The organism is Serratia sp. JSRIV006, from assembly GCF_019968685.1.
GTDB lineage: Bacteria > Pseudomonadota > Gammaproteobacteria > Enterobacterales > Enterobacteriaceae > Chania > Chania fonticola_B.
In genome coordinates, this window is record NZ_CP074137.1 from 5,561,261 (window position 1) to 5,578,908 (window position 17,648).

The window sequence follows — 17,648 nt, forward strand, 5'->3', positions numbered from 1 at the left end:
AAAAAACCCCAACTAACGTTTATGGGCTTCAGTATAACGGAATGCCGGGTAAAAAAAGTCCCGCCATCATGACGGGATGCGTGTCAGCTAAGCAAAAAAATCTGGCAAAACGTGCAGTAATGTCGCTCTCCCTAGATAAGAATTCATAAGGTATCCAGGTTTGAAGGCGCGTCCACATACTGTCCACACTCAACGGTTTTTGAAAATCCGCAGCCTTCCAGAAAATAGCCAACAAATTGTTTTTTAATTAAATTTATTTAATAGGAATAAAAAAAACCCCCTCATCATGAGGGGGAAGACAGGGATGGTGTCTATGGCAAGGAAAAACAGGGGATTACTCGGTCATACTTAACTTCTGGGCAGAAGTTTGCTGCAAACCAGAAATCTGTTGCTTCATCAACTGCACACGCTGCTGATGCTTCTGGTCTAAAACACTTTTTTGCTCTGGCGTCAGCAGGTTATACATTTGGTTGCGTACCCGGGCCATTTCGACCTGGCGCTTAACCTGTTCCTGAGCCATCTTTTCCGCCTGGGCCTGCACGGCGGCTTCATCAAATTTATCTGCGGTGACCAGCTTATGCATGGTTTCCACTTCGTCTACATTAACACCAGGCAGATCGTAACGGGCCTGGCGCATCAAATCGCGCATTTGCTGGCGTTGCTGTTCGGTCAAGCGAACGCCGTCGAACATGTGATTCTGGCCAAGCGCTCTCAACAGTGCATCATTAGCAGGAGGTTGGACAGTTTCCGGTGTAGTATCAGCAGCAAAGGCAGCGGTAGAACCTATTGCCAAAATTGATGCCATAACTACTGCGGTCACCTTAACCATTTTTACTCCTCGAGCTTTCTCACTTTGCGAATCAACGAGGAGCAGTGTATCGCTGCACCTGCAAACATGCGTCAGGGCATGTAAAACTACGTAAAGTCATGGAATAGCAACAGTTGATGACGTATTTTGCGTCAGGAGGTAAATCACATATGCACAAAATTCTGTTAGTTGACGACGACCGCGAGCTCACCTCGCTACTGAAAGAACTGCTTGAAATGGAAGGCTTTAACATCGTCGTGGCTCACGACGGTGAACAGGCGTTGTCGTTACTGGACAGCTCCATCGATCTGCTGTTGCTCGATATCATGATGCCGAAGAAAAACGGTATCGATACGCTGAAAGAATTGCGTCAGCACCACCAGACTCCGGTGATCATGCTCACCGCTCGCGGCAGCGAATTGGACCGGGTACTTGGCCTGGAACTCGGTGCGGACGACTACCTGGCAAAACCCTTTAACGATCGCGAACTGGTTGCGCGCATCCGGGCCATTCTGCGCCGTTCCAACTGGAGCGAACAGCAACAGAATGTGGATACCAGCGCACCTACGCTGGACGTTGACGGCCTGCAGCTGAACCCCGGCCGCCAGGAAGCCAGCTTCGACGGGCAGGTGCTGGATCTGACGGGCACCGAATTTACCCTGTTATATCTGCTGGCACAGCATCTCGGCCAGGTAGTATCCCGTGAACTCCTCAGCCAGGAAGTGCTGGGCAAACGCCTGACGCCGTTCGATCGCGCCATTGATATGCATATCTCCAACCTGCGGCGCAAACTGCCGGACCGCAAAGATGGGCATCCTTGGTTCAAAACCCTGCGCGGACGGGGCTACTTGATGGTATCTGCAGCATGATCAACAGCTTGACGGCACGCATCTTCGCCATTTTCTGGTTCACATTGGCCTTGGTGCTGATGTTGGTGTTGATGGTGCCCAAACTCGACTCCCGCCAAATGACCACGCTACTGGAAAGTGAACAGCGGCAGGGGTTGATGCTGGAACAGCATGTCGAAGCCGAACTGCAAAACGATCCGGCCAACGACCTGATGTGGTGGCGCCGCCTGTTCCGCGCCATCGAAAAATGGGCACCGCCGGGCCAGCGCCTGTTGTTGGTGACCAGCGAAGGGCGGGTGATCGGCGCGCAGCGCAACGAAATGCAGATCGTGCGCAACTTTATCGGCCAGTCGGACAACTCCGACCAACCGCAAAAGAAAAAATATGGCCGCGTCGAGCTGGTTGGCCCGTTCTCGGTGCGCGATGGTGAAGACAACTACCAGTTGTACCTGATCCGCCCGGCCAGCAGCTCGCAGTCCGATTTTATCAACCTGATGTTCGACCGGCCGCTGCTGCTGCTGATCGTCACCATGCTGATCAGTGCCCCACTGTTGCTGTGGCTGGCCTGGAGTCTTGCCAAACCGGCGCGTAAGTTGAAAAATGCCGCCGATGATGTAGCCCGTGGCAACCTTAAGCAACACCCTGAGCTGGAAGCCGGGCCGCAGGAGTTTCTTGCCACCGGGGCCAGTTTCAACCAGATGATCAGCGCGCTCGAAAGGATGATGACGGCCCAGCAACGGCTGATCTCCGATATCTCCCACGAATTGCGCACCCCGTTAACGCGTCTGCAGCTGGCAACCGCCCTGATGCGCCGCCGCCACGGTGAAGGCCATGAGCTGGCGCGTATCGAAACCGAAGCCCAACGCCTGGATTCGATGATTAACGATCTGCTGTTGCTATCCCGTGGCCAACAGAAGAGCGAGCTGGTGCGCGAACTGCTGAAGGCCAACGAACTTTGGGCCGACGTACTGGACAACGCCAGTTTCGAAGCCGAACAGATGGGCAAACAGCTGGAGGTCACCTCCCCTCCAGGCCCATGGACGATTTACGGCAACGCAGGTGCCCTGGACAGTGCGCTGGAGAATATCGTGCGTAATGCCCTGCGTTATTCCAATACGCGCATCGCGGTGGCATTCAGCGCCGATAATCAGGGGATCACCATCGTGGTGGACGATGATGGCCCTGGCGTCAGCCCGGAAGATCGTGAACAGATTTTCCGGCCATTCTATCGCACCGATGAAGCACGCGATCGCCAATCCGGCGGCACCGGGCTGGGTTTGGCCATCGTTGAATCCGCCGTCAATCAGCATCGCGGCTGGGTGAAAGCGGAAGACAGCCCGCTAGGTGGCCTGCGTCTGGTGTTGTGGTTGCCGCTGCATCAGCGTTAATCGCCAGCACCCAAAGATTTTGCTATTCTGCGCCCCTCGTCATGAGGGGCTTTTTACATGCTGAATATCGTTTTATTTGAACCTGAAATTCCGCCGAATACCGGCAACATCATTCGCCTGTGCGCCAACACCGGTTTCCAACTGCATCTGATCGAACCTATGGGCTTCCCGTGGGACGACAAACGCCTGCGCCGTGCCGGGTTGGATTATCACGAATTTGCCTGCATCAAGCGCCATGCCGACTATGCCGCCTTCCTCGCCAGCGAAAATCCACAGCGGCTGTTTGCCCTTACCACCAAAGGCACACCGGCACATAGTGCCGTCAGCTATCAGGCTGGGGACTATCTGCTGTTTGGCCCGGAAACCCGTGGTCTGCCCGCCAGCATTCTGGATGCCTTGCCCGCACAGCAGAAGATCCGTATTCCCATGCAGGCCCAAAGCCGCAGCATGAATCTGTCCAATGCCGTCTCAGTGGTGGTTTACGAAGCCTGGCGCCAACTGGGTTATGCGGGCGCACTGCTTAAAGAGTAATCTCTATTGGGCGATCGCCTGCCAGCCAGGCGACGGTTAAACCCCGTCGCCTTATTTTTAACGCCGTACTATTTTTTACTATAAATAATAAATGAGGTTCTTTGGCCAATTTTATCGTACAGCGAACGGGCAGAAGAATTGAACTCCTGGGTCATCCAGTAAACACGGCTTGACTCTCTCACTTCCGCCTGTTGATAAGCTTCATTAAATAAGCTCTCCGCCACGTTTTTTCCCCGCGCGCTTTTATCAACGAACAGATCTTCAATATAACAATAGTTTTTATCGCTCCACGTCGAGGCGTGATAAACCAAATGCATAAAGCCGAGGAGCTGCCCCTGATCGTTAACGGCGACCAGGCCGACCAAATCCTGTTTTTGGCACAGGCGGATAAAGGTTTTTTCGGTGATTTCGGCGCTGACATCGGCACGATAAAAGTGCAGATACTGCTGCCACAGATGTTCCCAACCCGCTCTATCTGAAGCGATTATTTCCCTGATGGTAACGCCATTTTTAGTCATCAACATAGTCCTACCCCTGCATGTTCAAAGTGGCGCAAGTATAGGCGATGCCATAGGGTGGGGTTAATGGACCAATCCGTGATAGACACCGGACCATTTCAAGCGGCTAATTAAGCCTCTCGTTTAAACAGCGCGTTAGCAACTGGGAAAACTGCTCGACGTTATAGGCTATCTCAATAGGATCCAGAGCCGCGAAACCCAGCAGCCAGCCAGATAAGGGAATATCTGCAGTACAAAACTCGGCAACGCTTCTAAGCGTTAAATTATACTCAGAAGCGCGATGGGCAACAGCTTGCTCAAGCTGTTTACTTTCCACCAGGCAGAGTATTTGCAAGCCGCAGTTAGGCACTATAACCTTCACCTTTAAGCCGCAGTGCTTGTTGATCTCATTAATAAACAGCGCCGCACGGGATGAATATATTTTCTTCATGGTCAGGACATGTTCTCGATAATGTCCCTGCATAATGAATTTTGCCAGCGTACGCTGAGCGATCCCCGAAACCTGGCTGTCCGTATTCGCCCGCGCGGTGGTCATGGGTTTTACCAGCGCTTCTGGCAGTACCATATAAGCCACATGCAGATCCGGGAACAGGGTTTTACTGAAGGTGCCCATATAAATGGTGCGCTGATGGGGGTCTAACCCCTGCAAACAGGCCGTCGCAATGCCTTGGTAGTGAAACTCGCTGTCATAATCATCTTCGATGATCCACATATCCCGTGTTTTAGCCGCCTCAATTAATGCCAACCGCCTGGCCAGCGAAAGTGCTCGCCCGGTAGGATATTGGTTAGAAGGGGTGACATAGACAAATTTGCCGTTAGCTTGAGAGCGAATGATTTCATCGGTACAGATCCCCTGCTCATCCACGATAATCGGGATAGGCTTTAGCTGGGCCGCCCGCAAGGCCTTAATCGCACCGGTATACCCCGGATTTTCGATAAAGACGCTATCGCCAGCATCCGCCAGGACCTGCGCACATAAAGACAGCGATTGCTGCGTACTGCTCACAATCAGAATTCGATCGGCCTGCGCCTTCACGCCCCGCTCGGCCAGCAGGAAATCGCAAATCGCCTCCCGCAGGTGAATATTGCCCTGCAAGTTGCTGCCCGCCGAGATAGACAGCCCCTCTTCTTTGACGGTTTGCTGATATAGCCTGAGCCAGGTATGGATCGGAAAATTTCGGGTTTCAGGCATGCCGGGGCTAAATGCCCGCTGCTGGGGCAAGTTGCCTGATTCAGGCCTGATATGCTGTGACGATCTCCGGCTCAATGTGACCTGGCCGCCGAAAGGTGCAACTGAGCGCTCGCTAGTCAGGCCCAGCAAAGGTTGCTGTCTTTGCGCGACAAAGCTTCCCCGCCCCACTTCTCTGCAGACGTATCCCTCGGTTTCCAGCGCCGTATAACAGTTCTCGATGGTCCCTCGAGATAACTGCAGTGAGGCTGCCAACGCACGGCTGGCCGGTAAACGTTGGCCGGTGATGAACTCACCCTGCTGGATCATCGTCTTGAAAGCAGCAGCCAGCGCCGTAGTTAATGAAACTTCGGGGACTGTTTGCTTGGCGAGGTTTTTTTGCAGCAAGAGAGTCTGGAGCTGCTTTTCGGTCAGGCGGTTCAAGGCGCAGCTCCACGGAGAGAGAAAATAACGCTGTCGTTAATCAGAAGGAAATCGTCACATGATCAATACCGCAAGCTTTTGCATAGCGAGCAATGGTTTCAACGCTCGATTTCGTTACGTTGTTTTCCATTCTGCTGACTGTTGAAGCATTCACACCCATTGCCTTTGCGACTTGTGCACTAGTAAGTCCTGCGATATTTCGCCACTCTGCCAAGGTTGCCTGCAAACGCTCTTTGCGCATTTCATCCTCAATCGCAGCCTTAAACTCGCTGTTTTCCATCATCTCGGCCTGAACTTGCGAATGTGTTTTATACTTTGTCATTGATCATTTCCTCCAGTCGCTGCATGGCCAGATCTATCTCATTTCTTGGTGTTTTTGGCGTCTTTTTAATAAAAATTCTGAGCATAAAGATCCTCTCACCCTTCTGATAAACCCACATGCCACGTGCGATATCTTTGCCCATGGAACGGATCTCATAGAGTCCATTACCTAGGGGCTTTGTATCTGGTTCTCTCAGTTGTCGGGGATCACTTTCAAGCTTGCTGATAATCCGGGACAGTTTTGCCGCAACGGTCGGGGGCAACGCCTTCAATTCCTTTTCCGCTTCGTAGTGATAGATTACTGTAAACATCTTTCCATCCCTGTGTCTTTGCCACTATTGCACTATAATGCAACTTGCATAGTAGTGCAATTTTCATGTCTTTCTTCAGGGGGACACACAGGGATAAACCGGTATGTGATTTTGTTTCCACATGCCGGTTTACAAGGGGTTTAGTGGGTATTAGAGATAATTAGCAATAACGACTGAAAAGCTATTCAGATACCGTCGCCGTACTCAAACCCGTGATTGGCACCGTTGAAGTACTGGTCCATATCCATCGATGGCGTATCGCTCTCCGGGCGGCCAACAATACGTGCGGGCACGCCTGCGGCGGTAGTATGTGGTGGCACGGGCTGTAGCACCACGGAACCGGCACCGATCTTGGCCCCTTTGCCCACTTCGATATTGCCGAGGATTTTAGCCCCCGCACCAATCATCACGCCTTCGCGGATTTTAGGGTGGCGATCGCCGCTGGTTTTGCCTGTCCCGCCCAGGGTTACCGACTGCAGGATAGAGACGTTATTCTCCACCACGGCGGTTTCACCGATCACAATGCCGGTGGCGTGGTCGAGCATGATGCCGCAGCCGATGGTGGCCGCCGGATGAATATCCACCCCAAAGGCAACCGAGATTTGATTTTGCAGGTAGATCGCCAATGCCTGACGGCCCTGCATCCACAACCAATGGCCGATACGGTATGCCTGCAAGGCATGGAAACCTTTCAGGTATAGCAACGGCGTTGAATATTTATCTACTGCGGGGTCGCGCAGCCGCACCGCCAGAATATCGCGGGCCGCTGAGACGATCATTTGAGCGTCGGAACGATAGGCGTCTTCCACCACCTCACGCACGGCGATTGCCGGCATGATCGGATTAGCCAGTTTGTTCGCCAGAATGTAGCTGAGCGCACTGCCCAGATTTTCATGCTTGAGCAAGGTCGCGTGGAAAAAGCTAGCCAGCATCGGTTCACAATCTGCCAGTGCTCTCGCCTCTGATTTAATGCTGCTCCAGACCTGTTCTAACTCTTCTGACGACATCGCTTCCTCTCTGCCAAAACAGGCTGCCCCGCCTGATCCCGGCAGGGTAACCTAATCAAATTGTCGTGACGCGATACATTGCTGCACCGCAGCCAAGGTCAGGCACTGTGCTTTTCGTCTTTCTTGGTGCGCCCAAGTAGAGTCAACGCTGCCTCGCGGGCATTTTTATTACAGTACAACACCTGATAGATCTGTTCGGTGATCGGCATTTCCACGCCAAAGCGCTGCGCCAGTGCCAATACCTCTTTGGTATTGCGATAGCCTTCAACCACCTGGCCGATGCTATCCTGCGCTTCCTGCACGCCCTTGCCTTGCCCCAGCATAATACCGAAACGACGGTTGCGCGATTGATTATCCGTGCAGGTTAACACCAGATCGCCCAACCCAGCCATGCCCATAAAGGTGGAAGGATCGGCACCCAATGCCGAACCGAGACGGCTCATTTCTGCCAGACCACGGGTGATCAATGCGGTACGCGCGTTGGCACCAAAACCGATACCGTCGGACATACCGGCACCGATGGCAATCACGTTTTTCACCGCGCCGCCCAGCTGTACCCCGATGAAATCCGGGTTGCTGTAAACGCGGAAGCTTTTGCCACAGTGCAACAGCTGCTGTAAATCTTCGGCAAACTGCTCGTCGGTGGCGGCGAGGGCGATCGCCGTTGGCAATCCGGCCGCCAGCTCTTTGGCAAACGTTGGCCCAGAAACGACCGCCAGTGGGATGGTATCCCCCAGAGCCTCACGAGCCACGTCTTGCAACAGCCGCCCCGTTTCCGCTTCCAGACCTTTGGTCGCCCATACGATGCGGGCATCCGGGCGCAGGTGAGGTTTCAACTGACGCAATACGTCACCAAACACGTGGCTAGGCACCACCACCAGCACATCACGGCTGGCCGCTAATGCACGAGCAAGGTCGGTTTCGAGCAACAGGGTATCGGGGAAAGGAACGCCGGGAAGGAACGCCTGATTGCAGCGATCGCGCTGCAGAATCTGGATCTGCTCGGGGTTATGCCCCCACAGCACTACCGGGTGGCCATTACGCGCCAGCGTAATGGCTAAAGCGGTGCCGTACGAGCCGGCACCGATTACAGTCATTGAAGCATTGACGGTATTCATCAGGCATCCTGATGAGGTTCAGCGCTTTCGCCTTCCGCCTGCTGCTGCAAATAGCTCATGAACAGCGCGTCAAAGTTTACCGGTGCCAGATTCAACTGCGGGAAGGTACCGCGAGAAACCAGGCTGGTGATGCACTCACGCGCATACGGGAACAGGATGTTCGGGCAGTATGCACCCAGGCAATGTGCCAGTTGCGTGCCTTCGATACCGGAGATGGAGAAGATACCTGCCTGCTGAACTTCACACAGGAATGCAGTTTCTTCACCCAGAGAGGCGGTAACGGTAACGCGCAGTACCACTTCGTAGACGTCGTCTGCCAGGTGGCTGGAAGCCGTATCCAGATCGAGCTTAACTTCTGGCTGCCATTCTTGCTGGAATACCTGCGGAGCGTTTGGCGCTTCGAATGAGATATCCTTGGTGTAAATGCGTTGGATCTGGAAAGCCATCTCTGTGCTGTTTTGTTCTGACATGTGTGTAATACCCTTGGTTAACTATCCTTAGAGACACTCAGTGGTTGCAATACCCACATCTTGGCAGTGGGACCGCCGCTGGTTTACAGCAGCGGATCCAGCCCACCGCGAGCATCAAGTGCATGTAAATCATCACAGCCGCCAATATGTTGGCCATCGATGAAAATCTGAGGCACGGTGGTTCGCCCACTGCGCGCGATCATTGCTTCGCGCTTGACGTTATCACCATCGATGGCAATCTCGCTAAACGCAGCTCCCTTGCTGTTCAGCAGCGCCTTGGCGCGATGACAGAACGGGCAGGTTGCCTTGGTGTAGATCTCAATGTTAGCCATGGAAACCCCTTCAATCACACTAAAATTTACTTGCCACGCGCCAACGGCAGGTTTTCCCCACTCCAGCCGGCAATGCCGTCTTTCAGGGTATAGACCTGTTCAAACCCGGCTTTGCTCAGGTTTTCTGCGGGTTCGCGTGAGGTGGTGCCATTGGCACAGACCACGATGACCGGCTGGGCCTTGTGTTTATCCAGTTCGCCGAAGCTGCCGGTTTTGATCTCGCTCGCCGTCAGGTTGATCGCGTTGGCGATATGGCCTCTGCGGAAATCATCACGGGTACGGGTATCGACCACTACCGCATCTTCTTTATTAATCAAGCGAGTAGCTTCACCGCGGGCGATCTCTTTAACCTTGGAGAAACGGCTCTTGAAGGTCATGACGATCACGGCAGCCAGCAGACCGACCCAGGCCAGACTAAGTATGGGGTGCCGGCTAACAAATTGCATAATTTCTTGCAGCATGGGGTGTAACAACTCCCGTCAGTTAAGGGAAAAATAAGTCAAGGTTTCAGAGTATACCTGCCGAATGCGTCAAATACAGCCAATAAGCAAACGGGAATGCAGAAACTGCGGAGTACACTGGAAAATTACCGTCATGACGTTGAGAAAGTCGAGGCTGTTCACCGCATCTTTGATCTCTTTGGGCTCTTTTTAGTCGGTCACAATGTAGTATCATCGGGTTCCAGAGGGTGAATAGCCATCATTCCAGTGCCCACGGGCTGATGGCTATTCACAACTTAAAACGATCATAAAGAGGTTACTGCAATGTCGAGCAAGAAAAAGCCCATGGTACTGGTGATCCTGGACGGTTACGGCCACCGGGAAGAGCAACAGGACAACGCGATCCTGAACGCCAAAACGCCGGTCATGGACCGTCTGTGGCAACAACAGCCGCATACCCTGATTGCCGCTTCCGGTCTGGATGTCGGCCTGCCTGATGGCCAGATGGGTAACTCGGAAGTCGGTCACGTGAACCTCGGCGCTGGCCGCATCGTGTATCAGGACCTGACCCGTCTGGATAAAGAGATTAAAGACGGTGATTTCTTCACCAACGCAACGCTGACCAGCGCCGTCGACAAGGCCGTGAAGGCAGGCAAAGCGGTACACATCATGGGCCTGATGTCCCCTGGTGGCGTCCACAGCCATGAAGATCATATCCTGGCGATGATCAAGCTGGCCGCACAGCGCGGTGCCAAAGCGGTTTACCTGCATGCCTTCCTGGATGGCCGCGACACTCCGCCGCGCAGTGCTGAAAATACACTGAAACGTTTCAGTGACGAATTTGCCACGCTGGGTGCCGGGCGTATCGCCACGGTGATCGGCCGTTACTATGCGATGGATCGTGATAATCGTTGGGACCGCGTACAGCTGGCCTACGATCTGATGACCCAGGCCAAAGGCGAATTCACCGCCGACAACGCCGTGGCCGCGCTGCAGGCTGCCTATGCCCGTGACGAAAACGACGAATTCGTTAAACCAACCGTGATCCAGGCTGCGGGCGAAGCCAGCGCCGAGATGAACGACGGCGACGCGTTAATCTTCATGAACTTCCGTGCCGACCGTGCTCGCCAGATCACCCGCGCCTTCGTCAATGCCGATTTCGACGGCTTCCCACGTAGCAAAGTGGTCAAGTTTGGTGATTTTGTCATGCTGACCGAATACGCCGCCGACATCAAAACCGCCTGTGCCTATCCACCTGCCTCGCTGGCCAACACCTTCGGTGAGTGGCTGATGAAGCATGACAAAACCCAGCTGCGCATTTCGGAAACCGAAAAATACGCCCACGTCACCTTCTTCTATAACGGCGGCGTCGAAGAACCGTTCAAAGGTGAAGACCGTATTCTGATCAACTCGCCAAAAGTGGCCACCTACGATTTACAGCCAGAGATGAGCTCCGCCGAGCTGACCGAAAAGCTGTTGGCAGCCATCCACAGCGGTAAATATGACGCCATCATCTGTAACTACCCGAACGGCGACATGGTTGGCCACACCGGTGTCTATGATGCAGCCGTCAAAGCAGTAGAAACCCTGGATAACTGCATTGCGCAGGTAGTTGAAGCGGTGAAAGCCGTTGACGGCCAACTGCTGGTCACCGCCGATCACGGTAACGCCGAGCAAATGCGCGATCCGGCCACCGGCCAGGCGCACACTGCCCATACCAGCCTGCCAGTGCCGTTGATCTACATCGGTAAAGCCGCCAAAGCGGTGGAAGGTGGCAAACTGTCCGACATCGCTCCAACCATGCTGTCACTGATGGGAATGGAAATCCCGCAAGAGATGACTGGTAAGCCGCTGTTCATCGTGGAATAATCCTTCCCCATGAGGGAGAAGGCGAATTTTGCACTATCAAGGGTAACCCGAAGCGCAAACTCAGGCAGCCAACCGCTGCCTGAACGCTCCGCGCCACGGAAGTTAACCACACTCTGCGCCAGCGTGTTTTTCGCTGGCGCATTGTTGTTGCCATTCACCAGCAACGCCGCGGAAGATAACAAATCCCAGCTCAAAGATATTCAGCAGAGCATCGCGGAAAAAGAAAAAGCGGTTAAACAGCAGCAACAACAGCGCAGTTCGCTGCAAAATCAGCTCAAACTCCAGGAAAAGACCATCGCGCAAGCCAGCCGTTCGCTGCGTGATACCCAAGGTACGCTCGACATACTGGGCAAAGACATTGCCGGGCTGAACACCTCCATCGCCAAGCTACAAACACAGCAGTCCACTCAGCAGGAAATCCTCGCCAAACAGCTCGATGCCGCCTTCCGCCAGGGGCAACACAGCGCCTTGCAATTGGTGCTCAGCGGCGAGGAAACCCAGCGCAGTGAGCGCATGCTGGCTTATTTCGGCTATCTGAACGAAGCACGTCAACAGTCGATTGAACAACTCAAGCAGACCCGCAAGCAATTGGCAGAGCAAAAGAGCTCACTGGTGGCCAAACAGGGTCAGCAGAAATCCTTGCTTGGCGAGCAACAAACCCAGCAGCAAAAGCTGGAACAGGCGCGCATCGCCCGTAAAAAAACCCTGACCGCGTTAGAAGCCTCGTTGGAAAAAGATCAACAGCGGCTGGTGGAACTGCGCCAGAACGAAAGCCGTCTGCGCGATCAGATCGCCCGTGCCGAACGTGAAGCCCGCGCCCGAGCCGAACGCGAAGCGCGTGAAGCGGCCAAGGTGCGTGAGCAGGTCAAAGTCAAAGAGCAGCAGGCAAAGAAAACCGGCACCAGCTATAAACCGAGCGAAGGTGAGCGTTCACTGATGGCGCGAACCGGCGGTTTGGGCAAGCCTGCGGGGCAAGCCGTATGGCCAGTGCGTGGCCGCATCGAACATCGCTTTGGCGAGCAACTGCAAGGTGAGTTACGCTGGAAAGGCATGGTGATTTCCGCAGCCGAAGGCAGCGAAGTCAAAGCCATTGCCGATGGCCGCGTGCTGCTGGCTGACTGGCTGCAAGGCTATGGCCTGGTGGTCGTGGTCGAACACGGTAAGGGCGATATGAGCCTGTATGGCTATAACCAGAGCGCTTTGGTTAGCGTCGGGGCGCAGGTGCGTGCCGGTCAGCCTATCGCCCTGGTCGGTACCAGCGGTGGTCAGGGAACGCCATCGCTCTATTTCGAAATCCGTCGCCAGGGTCAGGCCGTTAACCCACAGCCGTGGTTGGGAAGATAGATTTGTACTATAGCAAAACGCGTACTGCCCTGTTGTTGAGTGCGCTGCTGTGCGTTAGCGCAGCGCAGGCAGGCAAGCTCTCTATCGTGATCGATGACGTGGGCTATCGCCCACATGAAGAAAATGCCGTACTGCAAATGCCGACGGCGATCTCCGTTGCCGTGCTGCCCAATGCGCCTCACGCCCATCTGATGGCCACCAAAGCCCATAGCCAAGGCCGTGAAGTGCTGATCCACATGCCCATGGCTCCCCTCAGCAAACAGCCGCTGGAGCGCGATACCTTACAGCCCTCCATGAGCAGTGAAGAAGTGCAGCGTATCATCCGTAATGCGGTGAATAACGTGCCTTTTGCGGTGGGCATGAACAACCATATGGGCAGCGCCATGACCTCCAGCCTGCCGGGCATGCAAAAGGTCATGCAGGCGCTGGAAAGCTACCATCTCTATTTTCTCGACAGCATGACCATCGGCAACAGCCAGGCCACGCATGCGGCGGCGGGCACCGGCGTGAAGGTGATCAAACGCAAGGTGTTCCTTGACGATACGGCCAACCCGGACGATATCCGCCGCCAGTTTAATCGTGCCGTCGAGCTGGCACGCCGCAACGGATCGGCCATCGCTATCGGCCACCCGCGCCCGGCAACGGTAAAAGTGCTGCAACAGATGCTGGCTACGCTGCCCTCCGACATCGTGCTGGTGAAACCCAGCTCGCTGCTCAATGAACCTCAGCAGAGCGGAAGCGGCTATGTGCCGCCATCCAAGCCACACAAACCGCAGCCGAAAAATCCGTTCACCGGTGGCATCAAGCAGTGCAAAGTTAAATTGCCGCAGGAAGGCGTGAATGCCAGCCATGCGCTGGGCATCATTGCAGAAAGCGTGGCGCAGTCGCCAGTGGTGGTAATAATCAAACGCCATTGGCAGCACTGGGTAGGTTCGGAGCCAACCAAGCCGTAGCCCCTCACCCCAACCCTCTCCCACAGGGCTGAGTGATCCCCAGTAATATGGTCAGCATCCCATGACCATATTACTGTACTCATTCCCTAACTTTTTCAGCATATTAACTATATTCATCCGTCTCACTATTCCCGCTCTGTCTCTCAGGACCTCACCAGCAAGCCTCAGATACGACAGGATCCGTCTCCCTTTCTCACTATTTGCCTGATAATGCCTATGAAGTTGTTTCTTTTCCGCCATATACCCCGTCAGCCACATCACCAGGCTGGCCATCGCTGCCACTACACTCAGAACCGCCAGGCGACCCCAGCCCTGGCTGCGGCTTAGTCTCAGCCCATATCCGAAGCGCGGACTTTTTTCGTCGCGGAAGTTCTGCTCTATCTGCATCCGACGACTGTACAGGGTCATTATCTGATGAGGCTCCAGGCCTTCAACATTACTGAACAGCAACCACGGTTCCTGAGCGCTACTTCGATGCTCTTTCTCCGTTTTTGACCGTCTGCCTTTTCCGTGACGTCCCGCCGATGGGCGCTTTTGCAGATAAAAGCTACCGTAACAAGGCATCCTCGGCTTACGAGCAAGTACACCGTAACCGACTTTTATGGGAGTGCTCTCCGCCTGCAAGTCACTGATTTTCATCCAGCGGGTGCTTCCTTCCAACTGGAAGCAGACGAGCCCTCTGACCCTGCCCGTAAAACACCAGCCCAGTTGGCTTATGTGCCTGAACCAGTCAGTTCTGAAGCCCGCATCCGTGATTATTGTGACGGGTTTTCCGTCGGGAATGGCCGCGTGGAGACGGTCAAGGAAGGCGCACTGAACCTGGCTGTTTTGTGCCAGCCAGGCGGGCACCACTTCGCTCATCAGAGGGAGGGAACGGCCATTACAGACTAGGCTTGCTCGCAGCAGATGCCAGTTTTTGTCATGCCATCCGCTCCAGTCGACAGCAATAACGCAGAACGGCATCAGTGAGGTGATAGACCGCGTAAGCATCTGTTGAATAAGGGGAAGTTCGTGATGAATAGCGGTATTACCGAGGGCCCGATCGACACGTTTAATTTTATTTTTGACGTGAGCTCTGCCTGGAAGCGAACGGCCGAGACTGGTTAGCGTCAAGTCAGCGCCGTTGCAAAGTGCAATGGCCATAGAGATAAGTACATTGATCCGAAAGGAATGAATACCACGTAAAGACGCGGAGAAAAATTTCTGGCAAACTGTTTGTAAAGGCACGATGAGGTCTCTTCTGTTTTGTTAGCGCAACCAGTAGATCACACTTCATCGTGCCTTTCATTTTTTTGTGGGGATTCCTCAGCCCACAGGGAGAGGGAGCTGATCCAGTGTCGCGAGTTAACCTGTGCGGCTTCGAAAAGTATGGGGAGCACCAACGAACGCGATCAGCCTGCGCGGCTTCGGAAAGAGTGGGGAATATCAACAAACGCAGATCGGTCCCCTCTCCCTTTGGGAGAGGGTTAGGGTGAGGGGTATCACATCAATCCCAGCTCAGTACCACTTTCCCCGACTGCCCGGAACGCATGGCGTCAAAGCCCTGCTGGAACTCATCAATCGAGAAACGGTGAGTGATGATCGGCGTCAGATCCAGACCGGATTGGATCAGTGCCGCCATCTTGTACCAGGTTTCGAACATTTCGCGGCCGTAGATCCCTTTGATAAACAGCCCCTTGAAGATCACCTGAGTCCAGTCAATCGACATATCTGAAGGTGGGATCCCCAGCATCGCAATACGGCCGCCGTGGTTCATGGCATTGAGCAACGAACGGAACGCCGGTGGCGCGCCGGACATCTCCAGGCCCACGTCAAACCCTTCGGTCATGCCCAACTCGGCCATCACGTCCGTCAGGTTTTCTTTGCTGACGTTTACCGCACGGGTCACGCCCATCTTGCGCGCCAGCTCCAGGCGATATTCGTTCACGTCGGTGATCACCACGTGGCGTGCGCCAACGTGTTTACATACCGCCGCGGCCATAATGCCGATTGGGCCTGCGCCAGATACCAGCACGTCTTCCCCAACCAGGTCGAAGGAGAGCGCGGTATGCACGGCGTTGCCAAACGGGTCGAAGATCGAGGCCAGCTCGTCCGAGATATTGTCCGGGATTTTGAAGGCGTTAAACGCCGGGATCACCAGATATTCGGCAAAAGAACCTGGGCGGTTTACGCCCACGCCGGTGGTGTTGCGGCACAGATGCGTACGGCCACCGCGGCAGTTACGGCAGTGGCCACAGGTGATGTGCCCTTCGCCAGAAACGCGATCGCCGATGCTGAAACCTTTGACTTCCTGGCCGATGGCGACCACTTCACCCACATATTCGTGGCCCACGACCATCGGTACCGGAATGGTTTTCTGCGACCATTCGTCCCAGTTATAGATATGCACATCAGTACCGCAGATAGCGGTTTTGCGGATCTTAATCATGACATCGTTGTGGCCCAGCTCAGGCTGAGGCACATCGGTCATCCAAATACCTTCTTCCGCTTTCAGTTTTGCTAATGCTTTCATCGAATTACCTTATGCAATAACGCCAAGCGTCTTACCAATGCGGATAAACGCCTCAACGGCACGTTCAATCTGCTCCGGTGAGTGATCGGCTGACATCTGGGTGCGGATACGTGCCTGACCTTTTGGCACCACCGGATAGAAAAAACCAGTAACGTAGATGCCTTCCTTAAGCAATGCGTTGGCGAAATCCTGCGCCAGTTTTGCTTCACCCAACATCACCGGGATGATGGCGTGATCGGCCCCGGCAAGCGTAAAGCCCGCTGCGGTCATTTTTTCGCGGAACAGGCTGGCATTGGCCCAAAGGCGATCGCGCAGGGCGTCCCCGTCTTCGAGCAATTCCAACACCTTGATCGACGCTGCCACAATGGCCGGCGCCAGCGAGTTGGAGAACAGATAAGGGCGTGAACGCTGGCGCAGCCACTCCACCACCTCTTTCTTGCCAGCGGTATAGCCGCCGGAAGCGCCGCCCAGCGCCTTACCCAAGGTGCCGGTGATGATATCGACGCGGTCCATCACTTCGCAGTATTCGTGCGTCCCACGCCCGTTGGCGCCGACAAACCCCACCGCATGGGAATCATCGACCATCACCAGCGCATCATATTGGTCCGCCAGATCGCACACGCCCTTCAGGTTGGCGATCACGCCGTCCATGGAGAACACCCCGTCGGTGGCGATCATGATGTGGCGCGCCCCGTCCGCCTTGGCCTGCTTCAGTTGCTCGGCCAGTTCACTCATGTCGTTATTGGCATAGCGATAGCGCTTGGCCTTGCACAGGCGCACGCCGTCGATGATCGAGGCATGGTTCAGCGCGTCGGAAATAATGGCGTCTTCCGGGCCCAGCAGGGTTTCAAACAGGCCACCATTGGCGTCAAAACAAGAGGAGTAGAGGATCGCATCTTCCATTCCCAGGAAATCGGCCAACTTTTGTTCCAGTTGCTTATGGCTATCCTGTGTACCACAGATAAAACGCACTGACGCCATGCCGAAGCCATGGCTATCCATCCCGGCCTTTGCCGCCGCGATCAGCGCCGGGTGGTTAGCCAGCCCGAGATAGTTATTGGCGCAGAAGTTGATCACCTGGCGACCATCAGCCACCGAGATATCGGCCTGTTGGGCAGAAGTGATAATGCGCTCTTGTTTAAACAGCCCTTCGGCGCGAGTGGTAGCAAGCTGCTGTTCCAGCTGCTGGTAAAAAGACGCAGACATTCGGTCATCTCCAGGATAGGGGCATTTTCGGCATATTTTACTGCGTTGCCGGCAAACTGA

Annotated in this window: 19 protein-coding genes; 6 read left to right on the forward strand and 13 right to left on the reverse strand. The window is 54.6% G+C overall.

What is annotated here, in order from left to right; genetic code table 11:
- Nucleotides 1-334 precede the first annotated feature (334 nt).
- Nucleotides 335-829 carry a cell-envelope stress modulator CpxP gene (gene cpxP / locus KGP16_RS25730; RefSeq protein WP_024482887.1) on the reverse strand — a complete coding sequence of 165 codons (495 nt, stop codon included), beginning with the start codon at nucleotides 827-829 and terminating at the stop codon, nucleotides 335-337.
- Between the two features lie 149 nt (nucleotides 830-978).
- On the opposite strand from cpxP, the gene cpxR reads away from it, so the two are divergent.
- The 3 genes from cpxR to trmL are packed head-to-tail and all read left to right on the forward strand — an operon-like array spanning nucleotide 979 to nucleotide 3,575.
- Entirely contained in the window at nucleotides 979-1,677 is a 699-nt protein-coding gene (gene cpxR / locus KGP16_RS25735) for an envelope stress response regulator transcription factor CpxR (protein WP_021181873.1), read from the forward strand.
- Nucleotides 1,674-3,044: an envelope stress sensor histidine kinase CpxA gene (gene cpxA, locus KGP16_RS25740; protein WP_021181872.1), complete on the forward strand. Its 1,371-nt coding sequence runs from the start codon at nucleotides 1,674-1,676 to the stop codon at nucleotides 3,042-3,044. The genes cpxR and cpxA overlap by 4 nt, the downstream gene beginning before the upstream one ends.
- A 57-nt stretch (nucleotides 3,045-3,101) precedes the next feature.
- Nucleotides 3,102-3,575: a tRNA (uridine(34)/cytosine(34)/5-carboxymethylaminomethyluridine(34)-2'-O)-methyltransferase TrmL gene (gene trmL / locus KGP16_RS25745; RefSeq protein ID WP_021807233.1), complete on the forward strand. Its 474-nt coding sequence runs from the start codon at nucleotides 3,102-3,104 to the stop codon at nucleotides 3,573-3,575.
- A gap of 68 nt (nucleotides 3,576-3,643) precedes the next feature.
- Here the strand turns inward: trmL and KGP16_RS25750 are convergent, their stop codons facing one another.
- From KGP16_RS25750 to KGP16_RS25790, 9 genes are all read right to left on the reverse strand, one after another.
- Nucleotides 3,644-4,099 (reverse strand): GNAT family N-acetyltransferase, encoded by a 456-nt coding sequence (locus KGP16_RS25750; protein WP_071683744.1) that lies wholly within the window; start codon nucleotides 4,097-4,099, stop codon nucleotides 3,644-3,646.
- 100 nt (nucleotides 4,100-4,199) lie between these two features.
- Nucleotides 4,200-5,705, reverse strand: coding sequence for a PLP-dependent aminotransferase family protein (locus KGP16_RS25755; protein ID WP_094981590.1), 1,506 nt, complete (start codon nucleotides 5,703-5,705; stop codon nucleotides 4,200-4,202).
- A gap of 40 nt (nucleotides 5,706-5,745) precedes the next feature.
- The gene (locus tag KGP16_RS25760) at nucleotides 5,746-6,027 is read right to left on the reverse strand and encodes a helix-turn-helix transcriptional regulator (protein WP_024482898.1); all 282 of its coding nucleotides are present in this window, start codon (nucleotides 6,025-6,027) and stop codon (nucleotides 5,746-5,748) included.
- On the reverse strand, nucleotides 6,014-6,337 hold the full coding sequence (locus tag KGP16_RS25765) for a type II toxin-antitoxin system RelE/ParE family toxin (RefSeq protein ID WP_024482899.1): 324 nt from the start codon (nucleotides 6,335-6,337) through the stop codon (nucleotides 6,014-6,016). Before KGP16_RS25765 ends, KGP16_RS25760 begins: the two co-directional genes overlap by 14 nt.
- A gap of 185 nt (nucleotides 6,338-6,522) precedes the next feature.
- On the reverse strand, nucleotides 6,523-7,344 hold the full coding sequence (cysE, locus tag KGP16_RS25770; protein ID WP_021181867.1) for a serine O-acetyltransferase: 822 nt from the start codon (nucleotides 7,342-7,344) through the stop codon (nucleotides 6,523-6,525).
- A gap of 98 nt (nucleotides 7,345-7,442) precedes the next feature.
- Nucleotides 7,443-8,462 carry an NAD(P)H-dependent glycerol-3-phosphate dehydrogenase gene (gpsA, locus tag KGP16_RS25775; RefSeq protein ID WP_071683747.1) on the reverse strand — a complete coding sequence of 340 codons (1,020 nt, stop codon included), beginning with the start codon at nucleotides 8,460-8,462 and terminating at the stop codon, nucleotides 7,443-7,445.
- Nucleotides 8,462-8,932, reverse strand: coding sequence for a protein-export chaperone SecB (gene secB / locus KGP16_RS25780; RefSeq protein ID WP_021181865.1), 471 nt, complete (start codon nucleotides 8,930-8,932; stop codon nucleotides 8,462-8,464). Before secB ends, gpsA begins: the two co-directional genes overlap by 1 nt.
- Nucleotides 8,933-9,015: 83 nt before the next feature.
- Nucleotides 9,016-9,264 carry a glutaredoxin 3 gene (gene grxC / locus KGP16_RS25785; RefSeq protein ID WP_024482902.1) on the reverse strand — a complete coding sequence of 83 codons (249 nt, stop codon included), beginning with the start codon at nucleotides 9,262-9,264 and terminating at the stop codon, nucleotides 9,016-9,018.
- Between the two features lie 26 nt (nucleotides 9,265-9,290).
- Nucleotides 9,291-9,725 carry a rhodanese-like domain-containing protein gene (locus KGP16_RS25790; protein WP_021807259.1) on the reverse strand — a complete coding sequence of 145 codons (435 nt, stop codon included), beginning with the start codon at nucleotides 9,723-9,725 and terminating at the stop codon, nucleotides 9,291-9,293.
- Nucleotides 9,726-10,028: 303 nt separating this feature from the next.
- On the opposite strand from KGP16_RS25790, the gene gpmM reads away from it, so the two are divergent.
- The 3 genes from gpmM to KGP16_RS25805 are packed head-to-tail and all read left to right on the forward strand — an operon-like array spanning nucleotide 10,029 to nucleotide 13,870.
- Entirely contained in the window at nucleotides 10,029-11,573 is a 1,545-nt protein-coding gene (gene gpmM, locus KGP16_RS25795) for a 2,3-bisphosphoglycerate-independent phosphoglycerate mutase (RefSeq protein WP_021807260.1), read from the forward strand.
- Between the two features lie 9 nt (nucleotides 11,574-11,582).
- Nucleotides 11,583-12,917, forward strand: a complete 1,335-nt coding sequence (envC, locus tag KGP16_RS25800) for a murein hydrolase activator EnvC (RefSeq protein WP_039996198.1) — start codon at nucleotides 11,583-11,585, stop codon at nucleotides 12,915-12,917.
- A gap of 2 nt (nucleotides 12,918-12,919) precedes the next feature.
- Complete coding sequence (locus KGP16_RS25805) at nucleotides 12,920-13,870, forward strand: divergent polysaccharide deacetylase family protein (protein ID WP_094981587.1); 951 nt, start codon at nucleotides 12,920-12,922, stop codon at nucleotides 13,868-13,870.
- A 51-nt stretch (nucleotides 13,871-13,921) separates the two neighbouring features.
- Here KGP16_RS25805 and KGP16_RS25810 read toward each other — a convergent pair whose 3' ends face one another.
- From KGP16_RS25810 to kbl, 3 genes are all read right to left on the reverse strand, one after another.
- Entirely contained in the window at nucleotides 13,922-15,097 is a 1,176-nt protein-coding gene (locus tag KGP16_RS25810; protein ID WP_059199164.1) for an IS4 family transposase, read from the reverse strand.
- Between the two features lie 259 nt (nucleotides 15,098-15,356).
- A complete protein-coding gene (tdh, locus tag KGP16_RS25815; RefSeq protein ID WP_021181859.1) occupies nucleotides 15,357-16,382 on the reverse strand; it encodes an L-threonine 3-dehydrogenase in 1,026 nt (341 codons plus the stop codon).
- A 9-nt stretch (nucleotides 16,383-16,391) separates the two neighbouring features.
- Nucleotides 16,392-17,588: a glycine C-acetyltransferase gene (gene kbl, locus KGP16_RS25820; RefSeq protein WP_024482907.1), complete on the reverse strand. Its 1,197-nt coding sequence runs from the start codon at nucleotides 17,586-17,588 to the stop codon at nucleotides 16,392-16,394.
- Nucleotides 17,589-17,648: the final 60 nt, after the last annotated feature.

Bases quoted from the DNA above. Each gene is read 5' to 3' on its own strand.
- cpxP (WP_024482887.1), bottom strand. From the start codon at position 829: ATGGTTAAGGTGACCGCAGTAGTTATGGCATCAATTTTGGCAATAGGT.
- cpxR (WP_021181873.1), top strand. From the start codon at position 979: ATGCACAAAATTCTGTTAGTTGACGACGACCGCGAGCTCACCTCGCTA.
- cpxA (WP_021181872.1), top strand. From the start codon at position 1,674: ATGATCAACAGCTTGACGGCACGCATCTTCGCCATTTTCTGGTTCACA.
- trmL (WP_021807233.1), top strand. From the start codon at position 3,102: ATGCTGAATATCGTTTTATTTGAACCTGAAATTCCGCCGAATACCGGC.
- KGP16_RS25750 (WP_071683744.1), bottom strand. From the start codon at position 4,099: ATGTTGATGACTAAAAATGGCGTTACCATCAGGGAAATAATCGCTTCA.
- KGP16_RS25760 (WP_024482898.1), bottom strand. From the start codon at position 6,027: ATGACAAAGTATAAAACACATTCGCAAGTTCAGGCCGAGATGATGGAA.
- KGP16_RS25765 (WP_024482899.1), bottom strand. From the start codon at position 6,337: ATGTTTACAGTAATCTATCACTACGAAGCGGAAAAGGAATTGAAGGCG.
- cysE (WP_021181867.1), bottom strand. From the start codon at position 7,344: ATGTCGTCAGAAGAGTTAGAACAGGTCTGGAGCAGCATTAAATCAGAG.
- gpsA (WP_071683747.1), bottom strand. From the start codon at position 8,462: ATGAATACCGTCAATGCTTCAATGACTGTAATCGGTGCCGGCTCGTAC.
- secB (WP_021181865.1), bottom strand. From the start codon at position 8,932: ATGTCAGAACAAAACAGCACAGAGATGGCTTTCCAGATCCAACGCATT.
- grxC (WP_024482902.1), bottom strand. From the start codon at position 9,264: ATGGCTAACATTGAGATCTACACCAAGGCAACCTGCCCGTTCTGTCAT.
- KGP16_RS25790 (WP_021807259.1), bottom strand. From the start codon at position 9,725: ATGCTGCAAGAAATTATGCAATTTGTTAGCCGGCACCCCATACTTAGT.
- gpmM (WP_021807260.1), top strand. From the start codon at position 10,029: ATGTCGAGCAAGAAAAAGCCCATGGTACTGGTGATCCTGGACGGTTAC.
- envC (WP_039996198.1), top strand. From the start codon at position 11,583: ATGAGGGAGAAGGCGAATTTTGCACTATCAAGGGTAACCCGAAGCGCA.
- tdh (WP_021181859.1), bottom strand. From the start codon at position 16,382: ATGAAAGCATTAGCAAAACTGAAAGCGGAAGAAGGTATTTGGATGACC.
- kbl (WP_024482907.1), bottom strand. From the start codon at position 17,588: ATGTCTGCGTCTTTTTACCAGCAGCTGGAACAGCAGCTTGCTACCACT.